The sequence below is a fragment of the Streptomyces sp. NPDC031670 genome (genome assembly GCF_055580545.1).
This window is the reverse complement of record NZ_JBVILC010000021.1, coordinates 24,795-41,915: the sequence shown is the minus strand read 5'-3', so window position 1 is coordinate 41,915 and position 17,121 is coordinate 24,795. Positions and strand designations below refer to the sequence as shown.

14 protein-coding genes and 1 pseudogene are annotated in these 17,121 nt (G+C 71.7%); 13 read left to right on the top strand and 2 right to left on the bottom strand.

The window, feature by feature from the left end:
• Positions 1 to 48: 48 nt before the first annotated feature.
• From ACZ5ID_RS29850 to ACZ5ID_RS29830, 5 genes and pseudogenes are all read left to right on the top strand, one after another.
• On the top strand, positions 49 to 1,830 hold the full coding sequence (locus ACZ5ID_RS29850) for a serine/threonine-protein kinase (protein ID WP_468903996.1): 1,782 nt from the start codon (positions 49 to 51) through the stop codon (positions 1,828 to 1,830).
• Between the two features lie 129 nt (positions 1,831 to 1,959).
• On the top strand, positions 1,960 to 3,159 hold the full coding sequence (gene mqnC / locus ACZ5ID_RS29845) for a cyclic dehypoxanthinyl futalosine synthase (RefSeq protein WP_468903994.1): 1,200 nt from the start codon (positions 1,960 to 1,962) through the stop codon (positions 3,157 to 3,159).
• Between the two features lie 17 nt (positions 3,160 to 3,176).
• Positions 3,177 to 3,679, top strand: a pseudogene (locus ACZ5ID_RS29840) (imidazolonepropionase-like domain-containing protein).
• Positions 3,680 to 3,940: 261 nt separating this feature from the next.
• Positions 3,941 to 4,636 carry a demethylmenaquinone methyltransferase gene (locus ACZ5ID_RS29835; RefSeq protein WP_468903991.1) on the top strand — a complete coding sequence of 232 codons (696 nt, stop codon included), beginning with the start codon at positions 3,941 to 3,943 and terminating at the stop codon, positions 4,634 to 4,636.
• A 23-nt stretch (positions 4,637 to 4,659) separates the two neighbouring features.
• Positions 4,660 to 5,580, top strand: a complete 921-nt coding sequence (locus tag ACZ5ID_RS29830) for a glutaminase (RefSeq protein WP_468903989.1) — start codon at positions 4,660 to 4,662, stop codon at positions 5,578 to 5,580.
• 121 nt (positions 5,581 to 5,701) lie between these two features.
• On the opposite strand, the gene ACZ5ID_RS29825 is transcribed toward ACZ5ID_RS29830, so the two are convergent.
• Positions 5,702 to 6,220 (bottom strand): GNAT family N-acetyltransferase, encoded by a 519-nt coding sequence (locus ACZ5ID_RS29825; protein ID WP_468903987.1) that lies wholly within the window; start codon positions 6,218 to 6,220, stop codon positions 5,702 to 5,704.
• A 101-nt stretch (positions 6,221 to 6,321) separates the two neighbouring features.
• On the opposite strand from ACZ5ID_RS29825, the gene ACZ5ID_RS29820 reads away from it, so the two are divergent.
• Positions 6,322 to 7,608 carry a geranylgeranyl reductase family protein gene (locus ACZ5ID_RS29820; RefSeq protein ID WP_468903984.1) on the top strand — a complete coding sequence of 429 codons (1,287 nt, stop codon included), beginning with the start codon at positions 6,322 to 6,324 and terminating at the stop codon, positions 7,606 to 7,608.
• Positions 7,609 to 7,708: 100 nt separating this feature from the next.
• On the opposite strand, the gene ACZ5ID_RS29815 is transcribed toward ACZ5ID_RS29820, so the two are convergent.
• A complete protein-coding gene (locus ACZ5ID_RS29815; RefSeq protein WP_468903982.1) occupies positions 7,709 to 8,530 on the bottom strand; it encodes a C40 family peptidase in 822 nt (273 codons plus the stop codon).
• An 806-nt stretch (positions 8,531 to 9,336) separates the two neighbouring features.
• Here ACZ5ID_RS29815 and ACZ5ID_RS29810 point away from each other — a divergent pair.
• From ACZ5ID_RS29810 to ACZ5ID_RS29780, 7 genes are all read left to right on the top strand, one after another.
• Positions 9,337 to 9,696, top strand: a complete 360-nt coding sequence (locus tag ACZ5ID_RS29810; protein WP_007383963.1) for an NADH-quinone oxidoreductase subunit A — start codon at positions 9,337 to 9,339, stop codon at positions 9,694 to 9,696.
• 17 nt (positions 9,697 to 9,713) lie between these two features.
• Positions 9,714 to 10,268 carry a NuoB/complex I 20 kDa subunit family protein gene (locus ACZ5ID_RS29805; protein ID WP_067163033.1) on the top strand — a complete coding sequence of 185 codons (555 nt, stop codon included), beginning with the start codon at positions 9,714 to 9,716 and terminating at the stop codon, positions 10,266 to 10,268.
• A 71-nt stretch (positions 10,269 to 10,339) separates the two neighbouring features.
• A complete protein-coding gene (locus ACZ5ID_RS29800; RefSeq protein ID WP_468904147.1) occupies positions 10,340 to 11,023 on the top strand; it encodes an NADH-quinone oxidoreductase subunit C in 684 nt (227 codons plus the stop codon).
• Positions 11,023 to 12,357: an NADH-quinone oxidoreductase subunit D gene (locus ACZ5ID_RS29795; protein WP_468903979.1), complete on the top strand. Its 1,335-nt coding sequence runs from the start codon at positions 11,023 to 11,025 to the stop codon at positions 12,355 to 12,357. The genes ACZ5ID_RS29800 and ACZ5ID_RS29795 overlap by 1 nt, the downstream gene beginning before the upstream one ends.
• Positions 12,358 to 12,383: 26 nt before the next feature.
• The gene (nuoE, locus tag ACZ5ID_RS29790) at positions 12,384 to 13,241 is read left to right on the top strand and encodes an NADH-quinone oxidoreductase subunit NuoE (RefSeq protein ID WP_468904144.1); all 858 of its coding nucleotides are present in this window, start codon (positions 12,384 to 12,386) and stop codon (positions 13,239 to 13,241) included.
• Entirely contained in the window at positions 13,241 to 14,611 is a 1,371-nt protein-coding gene (gene nuoF / locus ACZ5ID_RS29785; protein WP_468903977.1) for an NADH-quinone oxidoreductase subunit NuoF, read from the top strand. Before nuoE ends, nuoF begins: the two co-directional genes overlap by 1 nt.
• The gene (locus ACZ5ID_RS29780) at positions 14,608 to 17,109 is read left to right on the top strand and encodes an NADH-quinone oxidoreductase subunit G (RefSeq protein ID WP_468903974.1); all 2,502 of its coding nucleotides are present in this window, start codon (positions 14,608 to 14,610) and stop codon (positions 17,107 to 17,109) included. Before nuoF ends, ACZ5ID_RS29780 begins: the two co-directional genes overlap by 4 nt.
• Positions 17,110 to 17,121: the final 12 nt, after the last annotated feature.

Below are 17,121 nucleotides of genomic sequence, written 5' to 3'. Positions count from 1 at the left end.
TACCCTGCTGTCGACCGTACGTGACGGCATGGGGGAAGGCAGATCGCGATGCAGCCGCTGGAAGCCGGCGAACCGCGCACCATCGGCGCCTACCGGCTGCTCGGCCGACTCGGCGCGGGCGGCATGGGCCGGGTCTACCTGGGCCGCAGCGCGGGCGGGCGCACGGTCGCCGTGAAGGTGGTCCACCCGCACTTCGCCCTCGACGAACAGTTCCGCGCCCGGTTCCGCCACGAGGTGGAAGCGGCCCGCCGAGTGGGTGGCGCCTGGACCGCGCCGGTCCTGGACGCCGACCCCGAGGCGGCCGTGCCCTGGGTCGCCACCGGCTATGTGGCCGGCCCCTCGCTGGCCCAGGCGGTCACCGCGCACGGCCCCCTGCCCGAACACTCGGTGCGGGCGCTGGGCGCGGGGCTCGCGGAGGCGCTGGCGGCCGTGCACGCGCTCGGGCTCGTCCACCGCGATGTGAAGCCCTCCAACGTGCTGCTCACCCTCGACGGCCCCCGACTGATCGACTTCGGGATCGCCCGCGCCCTGGAGGGCACGGCCTCGCTCACCGCCTCCGGGGTCTCGATCGGCTCGCCGGGCTACATGGCGCCCGAACAGATCCTCGGCAAGGGCGTCACCGGCGCCGCCGACGTCTTCTCCCTCGGCGCGGTCCTGGCCTACGCGGCCACCGGCGAGCCCCCGTTCCCGGGCGACTCCTCGGCCGCCCTGCTCTACAAGGTGGTGCACGAGCAGCCCGAGCTGGGCGAAGGGCTCGACGGGGAGCTGCGGGCGGCCGTGGAGGCGTGCCTCGTCAAGACGCCCGGGGCCCGCCCCGCCCCCGCCGAACTCGCCCGCCGGCTCGCCCCGCGGGGCGCGTCCGCCCTGGTCGCGGCGGGCTGGCTGCCGGGGGCGCTGGTGGAGGAGGTCAGCCGGTCGGCGGTGCGGCTGCTGGACCTGGAACCGGAGGCGGCGGACGCGCGGGCGGCGGACGAGCAGGCGTCGGGGCCGGTGGCGTTCACCAGCCCGGCGGTGGGGGTGTTCGGGCCGCCGGACGCCTCCTACGGGGCGCGGGGTCCGTTCGGGCCCGGCGGCGCGGAGGACTCGTACGGTTCCGGGGCGCCCGGGGCGTACGCGCACAGTCGCACCGGCGGCGGAACCGGCGGCGGGGGCGGCCCCGCCGACGCCGTGCCGGGGCCGCGCGCTCCCGAGCCGCCCGCCCCGCCGTCACGGTTCTCGTTCTCCGTGGGCACCGCCGTCGAGCCCGGCGAACGGGGCCGGGGCCGGCGCATGAGCTGCACGGTCGCGCTGGCCGTCGCGGGGGCGGTGGCCGCCGCGACCGTCGGCGCCGCATTCCTCTTCGACCTGATGCCGGGGGACAGCGGCCAAAAGCACGACGCGGCGTCGGGCAGCCCCAGCAGCTCGGCCACGCCGCCGGACTCGACCCCCGGCGGGACGGGCGGCCCGGCCGTCACCCAGGTGCCGAGGACGTTCCTGGGGACCTGGAAGGGCCCGATGACGGAGTCCACGACCGGACAGCCGCACGGCGACCTGACGGCCGTGTTCACGGCGGGCGGCACCGGCAAGGACGTCCTGCGCACCTCCTCCAGGATCAGCGTGCTCGGCACGACCGTGGAGTGCTTCGGAGTCGGCAGGCTCGTCTCCGGAACCGACCGCAGCGTCACGATCGAGGAGCGCACCGACCCGGCGCGCCCGGGCACGGCGGGCCTGTGCACCGGCGGCAGGGCGATCCTGGTCTTCACCCGCAACGCGGACGGCACGCTCAAGTACGAATCCCAGGAGGCGGGCGCGGGCAAGCCGTACGCGACGCTGGTCAAGCAGACGGGCTGAGCGGTACGGGTCCGTACGGGTCCGTACAGGTCCGTACGGGGCAGCCCCGGCACCCGGGCCGCAGTGGGTCCGGCCCGCTGGCGTAGGCTGGCGCGGTCCGTCCGCAACCCTGCCGAAAGGGACACTCCGGTGACTGAGAAGGCCGACCTCCAGTCCGTCCTCGACCGTGCCGCCGCGGGTGGACGCATCACCCCCGAAGAGGCGCTCGACCTCTACCGCTCGGCGCCGCTGCACGCGCTGGGCGCCGCCGCCGACGCGGCGCGCCGCCGCCGGTACGCCGGGACCGAGCACATCGCCACGTACATCATCGAGCGCAACATCAACTACACGAACGTGTGTGTCACGGCGTGCAAGTTCTGCGCCTTCTACGCGGCCCCCAAGGACACCAAGAAGGGCTGGACCCGCGACCTCGACGACATCCTGCGCCGCTGCGCGGAGACCGTCGAGCTGGGCGGCACCCAGATCATGTTCCAGGGCGGCCACCACCCGGACTACGGCGTCGAGTACTACGAGAAGCACTTCAGCGCCATCAAGCAGGCCTTCCCGCAGCTGGTCATCCACTCCCTCGGCGCCTCCGAGGTCGACCACATGGCCCGTATCTCCGGGGTCTCCGTGGAGGAGGCGATCGAGCGCATCCACGCCGCCGGTCTCGACTCCTTCGCGGGCGCCGGCGCGGAGCTGCTGCCGGAGCGTCCGCGCAAGGCCATCGCCCCGCTCAAGGAGAGCGGCGAGCGCTGGCTGGAGATCATGGAGACGGCGCACCGGCTGGGCGTGGAGTCCACCTCCACGATGCTGATGGGCACCGGCGAGACCAACGCCGAGCGCATCGAGCACATCCGGATGATCCGCGACGTACAGGACCGCACGGGCGGCTTCCGCGCGTTCATCCCGTACACCTACCAGCCCGAGAACAACCATCTGAAGGGCCGGACGCAGGCGAGCGTCTTCGAGTACCTGCGGATGCTGGCGGTCGCGCGGCTCTTCCTCGACAACGTCGCGCACATCCAGGGCTCCTGGCTCACCGTCGGCAAGGAGGCGGGCCAGCTGTCGCTGCACTACGGCGCGGACGACCTGGGCTCCGTGATGCTGGAGGAGAACGTCGTCTCCTCGGCCGGCGCCCGGCACCGCTCCAACCGCATGGAACTCATCGACCTGATCCGCAAGGCGGGCCGGGTGCCGGCGCAGCGCGCCACGACCTACGAGCACCTGTTCGTCCACGACGACCCGGCGAACGACCCGGTCGACGAGCGGGTCATGTCGCACATCTCGTCGACGGCGATCGAGGGCGGCACGGCGCACCCCGAGCTGAAGCTGCTGGCGTCCAACTAGCCCTCCCGCAGCTTTCCGTGCTGACGATCCACGCCCCTTCGACGGGCGACGCGGTCCTGGTCGAGGGCGACCGGCTGGCGGCGATCGGCCCGTACGAGTCGCTGGCCGCGGCGTATCCGGCCGCGCGGGTGCGGCGGTGGCCGGGGGTGGTGTCGCCCGGGCTCGTCGACACCTCCGGTCCGGAGCTCCTGGAGCGCGCGTACCACCCGGATCCCCGCGAGGCGGACGCCCTCGGCACCGAGCCGATCCTCGCGCTTCCTTCCCCATCGACGACGTCCGCCGGGGCGGGAGCGCGCGGCGGGGCGTGCAGCGGCTGCTGGCGCGCGGGGTGGTGGCGGTGGTCGGGGAGTTGCGGGTGCGGGTGGTCGCGGAGGCGGTGCGGCGCTCGGGCCTCGCCGTGGTGCCCTCGTCGGTCCTGCCCCCGCTGGCCGTGGGCGGCCCGGCCCGTTTCGCGGTCTTCGACGGCGAGGTGTGCGTGGCGACGGTGGTGGGGGGCCGCCTGGTGTACCGCGCCCGCTGATCCGGCCCCCACCCCGCCCCCTCCCGAAACTCTCCGAGGGTGCCTGTTCCGTCTGCGGGCCGGTGGGGGCTGATCGCGCAGTTCCCCGCGCCCCTTCGAGCCGCCTCCGGCGGATCACACCCGCTCGCGCCCGCACCCCCGTTTGCCCAGGGGCGCGGGGAACTGCGCGACCGGCCCACCACCGGCCCGCAGGCGGAAAGGACCCGGCGCAACACGGGGGGCGTGGGCGGTGGGGGCGGAGCGCCCAGGCACAATGAACGCGTGACCCGCGCATCCCTGGACAAGCAGCCGCACGACGTCGCCTCGATGTTCGACGACGTCGCCGCGAACTACGACCGCACCAACGACGTGCTCTCCCTCGGCCAGACCCGCCTCTGGCGCAAGGAGGTCGCCAAGGCGGTCGACGCGCGCCCCGCCCAGAAGGTCCTGGACCTCGCCGCCGGCACCGCCACCTCCTCCCTCCCCTTCGCCGCCACCGGCGCCTACGTCGTCCCGTGCGACTTCTCCCTCGGGATGCTGAAGGTCGGCAAGGGCCGCCACCCCCACCTGCCGTTCACCGCGGGCGACGCCACGAAGCTGCCGTTCAAGGACGACACCTTCGACGCCGTCACCATCTCCTTCGGCCTGCGCAACGTCCAGGACACCGACACCGCCCTGCGCGAGCTGCTGCGCGTGACCCGCCCCGGCGGCCGGGTGGTCATCTGCGAGTTCTCGCAGCCGACCTGGAAGCCGTTCCGTACGGTCTACAGCGAGTACCTGATGCGCGCCCTGCCCCCGGTCGCCACCGCCGTGTCGTCCAACCCCGACGCGTACGTCTACCTCGCCGAGTCCATCCGCGCCTGGCCCGACCAGCCCGCCCTGGCCGCCCGGCTCCAGCGGGCCGGCTGGACCAGGGTCGCCTGGCGCAACCTCACCGGCGGTGTGGTGGCGCTGCACCGCGGCTACAAGCCGCAGTAACCCGGCACCGGTACCGGCACCCCGTGGACCAGCAGGACTATCAGGCCGTCCTCCACACAATCGCGGACGACGTCGCGCCCCTCGTGGGCACCGGCACCCCCGCCGCGTACATCCCCGCCCTCGCCGACGTGGACCCCTCCCGCTTCGGGATGGCCGTCGCGGACCTCGACGGCACGGTCTACGGGGTGGGGGACTGGCAGCGCCCCTTCTCCGCCCAGTCGATCACCAAGGTGTTCACGCTCGCCCTGGCCCTCGCGCGCGGCGGCGACAGCCTGTGGGAGCACGTCGGCCGCGAGCCCTCGGGCAACCCGTTCAACTCCCTCGTCCAGCTGGAGTACGAGAACGGCATCCCGCGCAATCCGTTCATCAACGCGGGCGCGCTGGTCGTGACCGACCGGCTCCAGACCCTCACGGGGGACGCCAGCAGTGAACTGCTGGAGTTCCTGCGGGAGGAGACCGGCAACCCCGGGCTCGCCTTCGACGCGGTGGTGGCCGAGTCCGAGTCGGCCCACGGCGACCGGAACGCGGCGCTCGCCCACTTCATGGCCTCGTACGGCAACATCGCCAACGACGTACCGACCCTGCTCGACCACTACTTCTGGCAGTGCGCCATCGAGATGAGCTGCGCTGATCTGGCCCTGGCGGCCCGCTTCCTGGCCCGCCACGGGCTGCGCGCGGACGGCTCGCGGCTGCTGTCGCGCAGTGAGGCGAAGCAGGTCAACGCGGTGATGCTGACGTGCGGGACCTACGACGCGGCGGGCGACTTCGCGTACCGCGTCGGTCTGCCGGGCAAGAGCGGGGTGGGCGGCGGGATCATGGCGGTCGTCCCCGGCCGGTGCACGCTGTGCGTGTGGAGCCCGGGGCTGGACGCCCGGGGCAACTCGGTGGCGGGCGTGGCCGCGCTGGACCGCTTCACGACCCTGACGGGCCTGTCGGTGTTCTGACCCCGGCGTGCCCCAGCTTGGCCGAAAGACGCCGCTCCCATGGGGTTTAGGAGACGGGGCTGTGACATCTGCGGCTCCGCCGCGCGGGCGCGACCAGGCCACGACGACCCGAGGACGCCCCTCACAGCCCCAGCCGGAAGCAGTATCCCTCCCGGTCGGACGTGGGCGTCCGGAACGTCTCGGCGAGCCGCATCCCCAACCGCCGCGTAACGGCGACGGACCGCTCGTTGCGGGCATCGACCATGGCCACCACCCCGCCGACCCCGGCGGCCCGCACCCGGTCGACCGCGACCCGGGCCGCCGCCGTGGCGTACCCCCGCCCCCACGCCCGGCGGGCGAGCCGCCAGCCGATCTCCACCTCGCCGACCGGGCCCCACCCGTGGGGCCACGGCTGCGCGCCCGTGAAGCCGATCACCGCGTCGTCCTCGTCGAGGAGCGTCCAGAGACAGAACCCCCGCTCCGCGTCGTGCCGGCGCTGGCGCGCGGTCAGCTCCTCGTACACCGACAGCTCCGCCGCCCTGCCCCCGTGGAACTCCATGACCTCCGGGTCGTCGAACACCTCGTGCCAGGCGTAGGCGTCCTCCTCGGTCGGCACGCGCAGCCGTACGAGGGGCAGGGACTTCTCCTCAGTGGAGCTCATGGCGTGGGCAACCCTTCGCGATAACGATCAACACCCACCCATAGACTGCACATGTCCCGTGCGTTCCGGCACACGAAATCGAGTCTTCGGGAGAACCCGCTGTGACCGAGCCCCTCTCCGAACACACCGCGGATGTGATCGTCGTCGGGGCAGGCCCCGCCGGATCGACCACGGCGTACTACCTGGCCAAGGCCGGACTCGACGTACTGCTGCTGGAGAAGACCGCCTTCCCGCGCGAGAAGGTCTGCGGCGACGGGCTCACCCCGCGCGCCACCAAGCAGCTGGTCGCCATGGGCATCGACGTCTCCGAAGAGGCCGGCTGGCTGCGGAACAAGGGCCTGCGCATCATCGGCGGCGGCGTCCGGCTCCAGCTCGACTGGCCGGAGCTCGCCAGCTACCCCGACTACGGCCTCGTCCGCAAGCGCGACGACTTCGACGAGCAGCTCGCCCGCCAGGCCCAGAAGGCCGGCGCCCGCCTGTACGAGCGCTGCAACGTGGGCGCGCCGGTCATCGACGACCGTACGGGCCGTATCACCGGCGTGAACGCCAAGCTCGGCGAGGAGAAGCGCGAAGTCACCTTCCACGCGCCGCTGGTCGTCGCCGCCGACGGCAACTCCACCCGCCTCTCCCTCGCCATGGGCCTGCACCGCCGCGAGGACCGCCCGATGGGCGTCGCCGTCCGGACGTACTTCCACTCACCCCGCCACGACGACGACTACCTGGAGTCCTGGCTGGAGCTGTGGGACCGGCGCGGCCCGGGCGAGGACCGCCTCCTGCCCGGCTACGGCTGGATCTTCGGCATGGGCGACGGCACCTCCAACGTCGGCCTCGGCGTCCTGAACACCTCCGCCTCCTTCAAGGAGCTCGACTGGCGCGAGGTCCTGAAGGCCTGGTGCGCCTCCATGCCCGCCGACTGGGGCTACACGGAGGAGAACATGACGGGCCCCATCCGCGGCGCGGCCCTGCCCATGGCCTTCAACCGCCAGCCGCACTACACCAAGGGCCTGTTGCTGGTGGGCGACGCGGGCGGCCTGGTGAACCCGTTCAACGGCGAGGGCATCGCGTACGCCATGGAGTCCGGCCAGATCGCCGCCGACGTCATCGTCCAGGCCCACGCCCGCGCGACCCCAGCCCAGCGGGAACTGGCCCTGCACAACTACCCGAAGGTCCTCAAGGACACCTACGGCGGCTACTACACGCTGGGCCGCGCCTTCGTGAAGCTCATCGGCAACCCGAAGGTCATGAAGATCGCCACCCAGCGCGGTCTGACGCACCCGGTGCTGATGAAGTTCACGCTGAAGATGCTCGCGAACCTGACCGACCCCACGGGCGGCGACGCGATGGACCGCATCATCAACGGGCTGTCGAAGGTGGCCCCCAAGGCCTGAGCGGCTCCCTCGCCCACGCGCGCACGCGAAAGGGCCGGTGCTCCCCGAGAGGAGCACCGGCCCTTCGCCGTATCCGTATCCGTATCCGTGAGCGCCGCGACTAGAGGACGCGGACCGCGCCGGTCGGCTGGTCCCAGTCCATGCTGCGCTCGACCACACCGGTCGAGGAGTTCTGCGCGCCGACGAACTTGCCGCCGCCGACGTAGATGGCCACGTGGTACGCGGAGCCCGCGCTGCCCCAGTACAGGACGTCGCCCGGCTGGAGGTTCGAGAGCGAGACCTGGCGGCCCGCGGTCGACTGGTCCTGCGAGACGCGCGGCAGGTCGACGCCCACCTGGCGGTAGGCCGCCTGCACCAGGCCCGAGCAGTCGTACGCGCTGGAGCCCGTGGCCCCGGACACGTACGCCTTGCCGACCTGGGCCAGCGCGAAGTTCACGATGGTGGCGGCGGAACCCGTGGCGGTGGAGGACGTGGTGACGGAGCTGCTGCCGCCACCGGTCGAGGCCAGGGTGGTGCGCGCGGAGGAGCGGGAGGCGCGCTCGGTGGCCTCCGCCTTCGCCTTGGCCTCGGCTTCCGCCTTGGCCTTCTTCTCCGCCTCGGCCTTGGCGTCCGCGTCGGCCTTGGCCTTCTTGGCGACCTTGGCGGCGGTGGAGGCGGCGGCGTTCTGCTCGGCCTTCAGCTGGAGGTCGGCGGCGACCTGCTGGGTGGCCTCGGAGGCGGCGGCGGCGGTGCTCGCGAGACCGGTCGTAAGCGTGGGCATCTCGATGGTCTCGGTCACCGGCTCGGCGGCGATGGCCGGGGCGGCGGCGCCTGCCACCGCGAGGGTGCTGAGGACGCCACCGGCAACTCCGGCACGGAGCGCGAGCTTGGAGGCGCTGCGGCGGGGCTTCCGGTGGCTGGGTATGTGAGCGGTGTGGGACATGGGTACAACCGCTATCAGGGGTACGGGGTTCCCTTCAAGAAACGTGTGCTGCGCCACAGTTGCGCTCGGAACGGGCGAATCCGCTTCCTGCGCGCCCTTATTGACGCCGTAACGGGCAATACGGGCATGCGCGATCACGGCTGTGATCATGTGGTTTTTATAAATAGTCCGAATTGCCCGCCGCTTACCATCCGTTCACACCGTTGGCCAAGCCCGGTTTAATCCGTGACGGTTCGGTGTGACGCAGGTCACTTCGTGGCCATGCCTCCGCCCTCCCGTGACCGGGCCGTGATCATGGGGGCGCGGGGCGCGGTGGCGTGGTGTCGGTTCTAGATCGTTTAGGCCCGGTCCGGATCGGTCCGGACCGGTCGGTGTGGTGCTGCGGAGTTCGTGAACGCGTGCACAGGTCCACCGGTCGGCGACGCTCTCACCCGCACGAGTGGGCGGCGATCCTTTATCACTCGAACGAGTCCATCGCCAATTTGCCTGTAGACCCCATGTCTTGATAGTGCCGCACCCCCTGCGACCAGCGGTAACAGGAGCAGATGCTACGCCTTGTGATCACTCGGCCGCTTCGGGTGTGAAGATCACCGCTCATCCGACTTCATGATCCTTCGTCAGGTGGTGGAGATCACAAAGCCGTTGGCGCACCCCGTGTCGCAGATCACAGACCGCCGGGCATAGGATGCGGGGCAGTCGGGCTTGTGAACTGCCTCACATGTGCGCGATCTTCGCGCGGCGGGAGGGGCGGCAGCGGGGCCCGTGTGCGGTCCAACGGTCAAGGACGACTGGAAGGAGCGAGGAGCGTGAATGCCTACGCGCCCATCCTCGTGCTCGGCGCCCTCGGGGCTGGGTTTGCGATCTTCTCCGTGGTCATGGCCACGCTTATCGGCCCAAAAAGGTACAACCGGGCGAAACTTGAGGCGTACGAGTGCGGCATCGAACCGACTCCCACGCCGGCCGGCGGAGGCCGCTTCCCCATCAAGTACTACCTGACGGCGATGCTCTTCATCGTCTTCGACATCGAGATCGTCTTCCTCTACCCCTGGGCCGTCACCTTCGACGCCCTGGGGGTCTTCGGGCTCGTGGAGATGCTGCTCTTCGTGCTCACCGTGTTCGTCGCCTACGCGTACGTATGGCGGCGCGGCGGCCTGGAATGGGACTGAGGGGCTGAGGGGCACCTATGGGACTCGAAGAGAAACTGCCGAGCGGCTTTCTGCTGACCACCGTCGAACAGGCCGCGGGCTGGGTGCGCAAGGCGTCCGTCTTCCCCGCCACCTTCGGTCTGGCCTGCTGCGCCATCGAGATGATGACGACCGGCGCGGGCCGCTACGACCTGGCCCGGTTCGGCATGGAGGTCTTCCGCGGCTCGCCGCGCCAGGCGGACCTGATGATCGTGGCCGGCCGGGTCAGCCAGAAGATGGCGCCGGTCCTGCGGCAGGTCTACGACCAGATGCCGAACCCCAAGTGGGTCATCTCCATGGGGGTTTGCGCATCATCGGGCGGAATGTTCAACAATTACGCGATTGTGCAGGGTGTCGACCACATTGTCCCGGTCGACATCTATCTGCCCGGCTGCCCGCCCCGGCCCGAGATGCTCATCGACGCGATCCTCAAGCTCCATCAGAAGATCCAGGGCTCCAAGCTCGGCGTGAACGCGGAGGAGGCCGCCCGCGAGGCGGAGGAGGCCGCCCTCAAGGCGCTGCCCACCATCGAGATGAAGGGGCTGCTGCGGTGAGCGACGACCGTACTCCCAAGGGGCCGGGCGACGGCGCCCCCGGGACGCCCGAGGCGCCCGAGAGCGGCGGTCTGCCCGCCCAGCGCGACGACACCGGCGACGTCATCGGCGTCCGCCGGGGCATGTTCGGCGCGGAGAAGGGCGGCGACACCACCGGCTACGGCGGCCTGGTGCGCACCGTCACCCTGCCCGGCGCCTCCTCCCGCCCCTACGGCGGCTGGTTCGACGAGGTGGCCGACGAACTCGAAGGCGCCCTGGAGGAGCAGGACCTCCTCCCGGAGAACGCCATCGAGAAGACGGTCGTGGACCGCGGCGAGCTCACCTTCCACATCGCGCGCGAGCACCTCGTCCGCGTGGCCCGGACCCTGCGCGACGACCCGGCCCTGCGCTTCGAGCTCTGTACGGGCGTCAGCGGCGTCCACTTCCCGGGCGACAAGGGCCGCGAGCTGCACGCCGTCTACCACCTGCGCTCGCTCACCCACGGCCGGCTGATCCGTCTGGAGGTCACCGCCCCCGACAGCGATCCGCACCTGCCGTCCCTGGTCGGCGTCTATCCGACCAACGACTGGCACGAGCGCGAGGCCTACGACTTCTTCGGCCTGGTCTTCGACGGCCACCCCGCCCTCACCCGGATCATGATGCCGGACGACTGGCAGGGCTTCCCGCAGCGCAAGGACTACCCCCTCGGCGGCATCCCCGTCGAGTACAAGGGCGCCCAGATCCCGGCTCCGGACCAGCGGAGGTCGTACACCTGATGAGTACTTCCAGCGACGCTTCCCGCGCTTCTGCCAGGGAGACGACCGAGGGGACCGTCTACACGGTCACCGGCGGCGACTGGGACGAGGTCGTCCGCACCGCCGCCCGCGCCGACGACGAGCGCATCGTCGTCAACATGGGGCCCCAGCACCCCTCCACGCACGGTGTGCTCCGGCTGATCCTGGAGATTGACGGCGAGACGGTCACCGAGGCCCGCTGCGGCATCGGCTACCTCCACACCGGCATCGAGAAGAACCTCGAATTCCGCACCTGGACGCAGGGCACCACCTTCGTCACGCGCATGGACTACCTGACGCCGTTCTTCAACGAGACGGCGTACTGCCTGGGCGTGGAGAAGCTGCTCGGCATCACCGACCAGATCCCCGACCGCGCCTCGGTGATCCGGGTGCTCCTGATGGAGCTGAACCGGCTCTCCTCGCACCTGGTCTGCATCGCCACCGGCGGCATGGAGCTCGGCGCCACCACGATCATGATCTACGGCTTCCGGGACCGCGAACTCATCCTCGACGTTTTCGAGCTGATCACCGGCCTGCGGATGAACCACGCGTTCGTCCGCCCCGGCGGCCTCGCCCAGGACCTGCCGCCGGGCGCGGTGGACCAGCTCCGCGAGTTCGTGAAGACGATGAAGAAGAACCTGCCGGAGTACGACAAGCTCGCCACCGGCAACCCGATCTTCAAGGCCCGGATGCAGGACGTCGGCTACCTCGATCTGACCGGCTGCATGGCGCTGGGGGCAACCGGCCCGATCCTGCGCTCCGCGGGGCTGCCGCACGACCTGCGCAAGACCGACCCCTACTGCGGCTACGAGACCTACGACTTCGAGGTCCCCACCGCCGACAGCTGCGACGCCTACGGCCGCTTCCTGGTGCGGCTGGAGGAGATGCGCCAGTCGCTCAGGATCGTCGAGCAGTGCCTGGACCGGCTGGAGCCCGGCCCGGTCATGGTCGCCGACAAGAAGATCGCCTGGCCCGCCCAGCTCGCGCTCGGCCCGGACGGACTCGGCAACTCCCTCGACCACATCAAGAAGATCATGGGCACCTCCATGGAGTCCCTGATCCACCACTTCAAGCTGGTGACCGAGGGCTTCCGGGTGCCCATCGGACAGACGTACGCGGCGGTCGAGTCGCCCAAGGGCGAGCTCGGGGTGCACGTCGTCAGCGACGGAGGCACCCGCCCCTACCGGGTCCACTTCCGCGATCCGTCCTTCACCAATCTCCAGGCCATGGCGGCGATGTGCGAGGGCGGCCAGGTCGCCGACGTCATCGTGGCCGTGGCATCCATCGACCCCGTGATGGGAGGCGTCGACCGGTGACCGAGACCACGCCGACGAGCCTGGGCATGCCCCAGCTGCCCGCGCCCGACTACCCGGCCGACGTCCGCGCCCGGCTGGAGGCGGACGCCGGGGAAGTCATCGCCCGCTATCCCGACAGCCGCTCCGCGCTGCTGCCGCTGCTGCACCTCGTGCAGTCGGAGGAGGGCCATGTCTCCCGCACCGGGATGCGCTTCTGCGCACAGATGCTGGGCCTCACGACCGCCGAGGTGACCGCGGTGGCCACCTTCTACAGCATGTACCGGCGCAAGCCCTCGGGCGACTACCAGGTGGGCGTCTGCACCAACACCCTCTGCGCGGTGATGGGCGGGGACGCCATCTTCGACGAGCTCAAGCGCCACCTCGGGGTGGGCAACGACGAGACCACCCCCGACGGCAAGGTGACGCTCGAACACATCGAGTGCAACGCCGCCTGCGACTTCGCGCCCGTGGTGATGGTCAACTGGGAGTTCTTCGACAACCAGACTCCCGAGTCGGCCAAGCGCCTGGTCGACGACCTGCGCGCGGGCAGGCCGGTGGAGCCCACCCGCGGGGCCCCGCTGTGCACCTACAAGGAGACCGCCCGCATCCTGGCCGGCTTCCCCGACGAGCGCCCCGGCGCCGTCGCGGCGAGCGGTGGCGCGGGCCCGGCCTCCCTGGTCGGGCTGCGACTGGCGAGGGGCGAGGCACCGCAGGCGCGCGTGGTCCACCCGCGCGGCGAGGGACCGGGCGACGGCGGCCCCCACGACCGGAGCCGCCCCGACGAGAGCCCCCGCGAGGCGGCCCAGCCCGGCTCCGGGCACCTGAGTTCGCACGACGCACCACAGCAGACCTCTGCGTCCGACCCCGCACACCCGGCGGGCCCGGTCGACGAGGAGGGGGAGTGATGACCTTGGCAGCCGAACTCAGCGGCAACGGGAACGGAAGCAGCCCGGAGAAACTGCTGGCGCCCGTTCTCTCCGCCTTCTGGGACCAGCCCGAATCCTGGACCCTGGAGACCTACCGCCGGCACGACGGCTACGAAGGGCTGCGCAAGGCCCTGGCCATGTCACCGGACGACCTCATCGCGTACGTGAAGGACTCCGGGCTGCGCGGCCGGGGCGGCGCGGGCTTCCCCACGGGCATGAAGTGGCAGTTCATCCCGCAGGGCGATGGCAAACCGCACTATCTAGTTGTCAACGCCGACGAGTCGGAGCCAGGGACCTGCAAGGACATCCCGCTCCTCTTCGCCAACCCGCACAGCCTCATCGAGGGCATCGTGATCGCCTGTTACGCGATCAGGTCGTCGCACGCGTTCATCTATCTGCGCGGGGAGGTCGTCCCCGTACTGCGGAGGCTGCACGAGGCCGTGCGGGAGGCCTACGCGGCGGGCTACCTCGGCAATGACATCCTCGGCAGCGGACTCGACCTCGAACTCACCGTGCACGCCGGCGCCGGCGCGTACATCTGCGGTGAGGAGACCGCCCTGCTGGACTCCCTGGAAGGCCGTCGCGGTCAGCCCCGGCTGCGTCCCCCCTTCCCCGCGGTCGCCGGTCTCTACGCGTGCCCCACTGTGGTGAACAACGTCGAGTCCATCGCCAGCGTTCCCGCGATCCTCAACCGGGGAAAAGACTGGTTCAAGTCGATGGGGAGCGAGAAGTCGCCCGGCTTCACGCTCTATTCGCTCAGCGGGCACGTCGCGAGCCCCGGCCAGTTCGAGGCGCCCCTCGGCATCACGCTGCGCCAGCTGCTCGACATGAGCGGCGGGATGCGGCCGGGCCACCGCCTCAAGTTCTGGACGCCCGGTGGCTCCTCGACCCCGATGTTCACCGACGAGCACCTCGACGTACCCCTGGACTACGAGGGCGTCGGCGCCGCGGGCTCCATGCTCGGCACCAAGGCGCTCCAGTGCTTCGACGAGACCACCTGCGTGGTGCGGGCGGTCACCCGCTGGACCGAGTTCTACGCCCACGAGTCCTGCGGCAAGTGCACACCCTGCCGCGAGGGGACTTACTGGCTGGTCCAGTTGCTGCGGGACATCGAGGCGGGCAAGGGCGCCATGGACGACCTCGACAAGCTCTCCGACATCGCCGACAACATCAACGGCAAGTCGTTCTGCGCGCTCGGCGACGGCGCCGCGGCGCCCATCTTCTCCTCGCTCAAGTACTTCCGCGCGGAGTACGAGCAGCACATCACGGGCCGGGGCTGCCCCTTCGACCCGGCCAAGTCGACCCTGTGGGCCGACAACCCGCACCGCACCACGGAGGTGAACGCATGACGGTGACGACTGGCGCTCCCTCCGGCGGCGGAGAGGCGGCGGTGCCGCCGGAGGACCTGGTCTCGCTGACCATCGACGGCGTGGAGATCAGCGTCCCCAAGGGCACGCTGGTGATCCGGGCCGCCGAACAGATCGGCATCGAGATCCCCCGGTTCTGCGACCACCCGCTGCTCGACCCGGTCGGCGCCTGCCGCCAGTGCATCGTGGAGGTGGAGGGCCAGCGCAAGCCGATGGCGTCCTGCACCATCACCTGCACCGACGGCATGGTGGTCAAGTCGCAGCTGACGTCGCCGGTGGCGGAGAAGTCCCAGCGCGGGGTGATGGAGCTGCTGCTCATCAACCACCCGCTGGACTGCCCGGTCTGCGACAAGGGCGGCGAGTGCCCGCTCCAGAACCAGGCCATGCTGGTGGGCGACCCCGACACCCGCTTCGACGGCCACAAGCGCACCTACGAGAAGCCGGTACCGATCTCGGCGCAGGTGCTGCTGGACCGCGAGCGCTGCGTGCTGTGCGCGCGCTGCACCCGCTTCTCCGAGCAGATCGCGGGCGACCCCATGATCGAGCTCCTGGAGCGCGGCGCCCTCCAGCAGGTCGGCACCGGCGAGGGCGACCCGTTCGAGTCGTACTTCTCCGGCAACACCATCCAGATCTGCCCGGTCGGCGCGCTGACCTCGGCGGCGTACCGGTTCCGCTCCCGCCCCTTCGACCTGGTCTCCTCGCCGTCGGTGTGCGAGCACTGCGCGGGCGGCTGCGCCACCCGCACCGACCACCGGCGCGGCAAGGTCATGCGGCGCCTCGCCGCCAACGACCCCGAGGTCAACGAGGAATGGCTGTGCGACAAGGGCCGGTTCGCCTTCCGGTACGCGCAGAAGCCGGACCGGCTGACCCATCCGCTGGTGCGCAACGCGGCCGGGGAGCTGGAGCCCGCCTCCTGGCCCGAGGCGCTGGAGGCCGCGGCGGCCGGACTCACCGCGGCCCGGGGCCGGGCCGGGGTGCTCACCGGCGGCCGGCTGACCGTCGAGGACGCCTACGCGTACGCCAAGTTCGCCCGGATCGCCCTCGACACCAACGACGTCGACTTCCGCGCGCGCGTGCACTCCGCCGAGGAGGCCGACTTCCTGGCGGCGAAGGTCGCCGGACGCGGCCACCTCACCGGGGAGGGCGTCACGTACACCTCCTTGGAGAAGGCGCCCGCGGTGCTGCTCGTCGGGTTCGAGGCGGAGGAGGAGGCGCCCGGCGTCTTCCTGCGGCTGCGCAAGGCCTGGCGCAAGCACGGCCAGCGCACCTTCTCGCTGGCCACCCATCTGACCCGGGGTCTGGAGAAGACGGGCGGCACCCTGCTTCCCGCCGCGCCCGGCACCGAGACCGAGTGGCTGGACGCGCTCGCGGGCGGGGTCGGCCTGGACGGCGACGGCTCGGCCGCCGCCGAGGCGCTGCGGGCCCCCGGCTCGGTCATCGTGGTCGGTGAGCGCCTCGCGGCGGTCCCGGGCGCCCTGACCGCGGCCGTCCGGGCATCCGCCGCGACCGGGGCCGAACTGGTCTGGATTCCGCGCCGGGCCGGGGAGCGGGGCGCGATCGAGGCGGGTGCCCTGGCGGCGCTGCTGCCCGGCGGGCGCCCGGCCACCGATCCACGCGCGCGTGAGGAGGTCGCCGCCGTCTGGGGGGTGCGTCGACTGCCGCACCGCTTCGGGCGGGACACCGGCCAGATCGTCGAGGCCGCGGCCACCGGTGAGCTGGGCGCGCTGCTGGTCGCGGGCGTCGACCCGGCCGACCTGCCGGACCCGGCACGCGCGCGTGAGGCGCTGGCCGGTGCCTTCGTGGTCTCCCTGGAGCTGCGGCCGAGCGAGGTCACCGAACGGGCGGACGTGGTCTTCCCGGTCGCGGCCGTCGCCGAGAAGTCCGGCTTCTTCCTCAACTGGGAGGGCCGGGCGCGGATGTTCGAGGCCGCGCTGAAGCCCGAGCAGATGATCCGGCCCCTGGCGCCCGCCGACGCGCGCGTGCTGCACATGCTGGCGGACGCCATGGACGTACACCTGGCGCTCCCCGACAACCGCTCCGCGCGCGCGGAGCTGCGGCGCCTGGGCCACTGGGACGGCCCGCGCGCCACCGAGCCCCTGGAGACCTCCCAGGCCCTGCCCCGGCCCGCCGAGGGCGAGGCGGTCCTCGCCGGCCACCGGCTGCTGCTCGACCTCGGCACCCTCCAGGAGGGCGACGAGGCACTGGCCGGGACCCGGCACGAGGCCCTCGCCCGGCTCTCGGCGGCCACCGCGGCCGAGAGCGGCGTCAAGGACGGCGACCTGCTCCAGGTGAGCGGCCCCGCGGGCGCGGTCCGGCTGCCGCTGAAGGTCACCGAGATGCCCGACCGGGTGGTGTGGCTGCCGCTCGCCTCGACCGGCCACGGCGTGTACGCGGACACCGGAGCGGTCCCGGGCCGGATCGTCCGCATCGGCCCGGCGGCGCGTGCCGATGCCACCGTCGCACCGGAGGTGCGGCCGTGACCGACTTCCCCT

Excerpts from the sequence above, each read along its gene's own strand:
- ACZ5ID_RS29815 (WP_468903982.1), bottom strand. The coding sequence starts at position 8,530 with ATGTCCCACACCGCTCACATACCCAGCCACCGGAAGCCCCGCCGCAGC.
- ACZ5ID_RS29780 (WP_468903974.1), top strand. The coding sequence starts at position 14,608 with ATGACGGTGACGACTGGCGCTCCCTCCGGCGGCGGAGAGGCGGCGGTG.
- ACZ5ID_RS29805 (WP_067163033.1), top strand. The coding sequence starts at position 9,714 with ATGGGACTCGAAGAGAAACTGCCGAGCGGCTTTCTGCTGACCACCGTC.
- ACZ5ID_RS29825 (WP_468903987.1), bottom strand. The coding sequence starts at position 6,220 with ATGAGCTCCACTGAGGAGAAGTCCCTGCCCCTCGTACGGCTGCGCGTG.
- nuoF (WP_468903977.1), top strand. The coding sequence starts at position 13,241 with ATGACCTTGGCAGCCGAACTCAGCGGCAACGGGAACGGAAGCAGCCCG.
- ACZ5ID_RS29850 (WP_468903996.1), top strand. The coding sequence starts at position 49 with ATGCAGCCGCTGGAAGCCGGCGAACCGCGCACCATCGGCGCCTACCGG.
- nuoE (WP_468904144.1), top strand. The coding sequence starts at position 12,384 with ATGCCCCAGCTGCCCGCGCCCGACTACCCGGCCGACGTCCGCGCCCGG.
- ACZ5ID_RS29795 (WP_468903979.1), top strand. The coding sequence starts at position 11,023 with ATGAGTACTTCCAGCGACGCTTCCCGCGCTTCTGCCAGGGAGACGACC.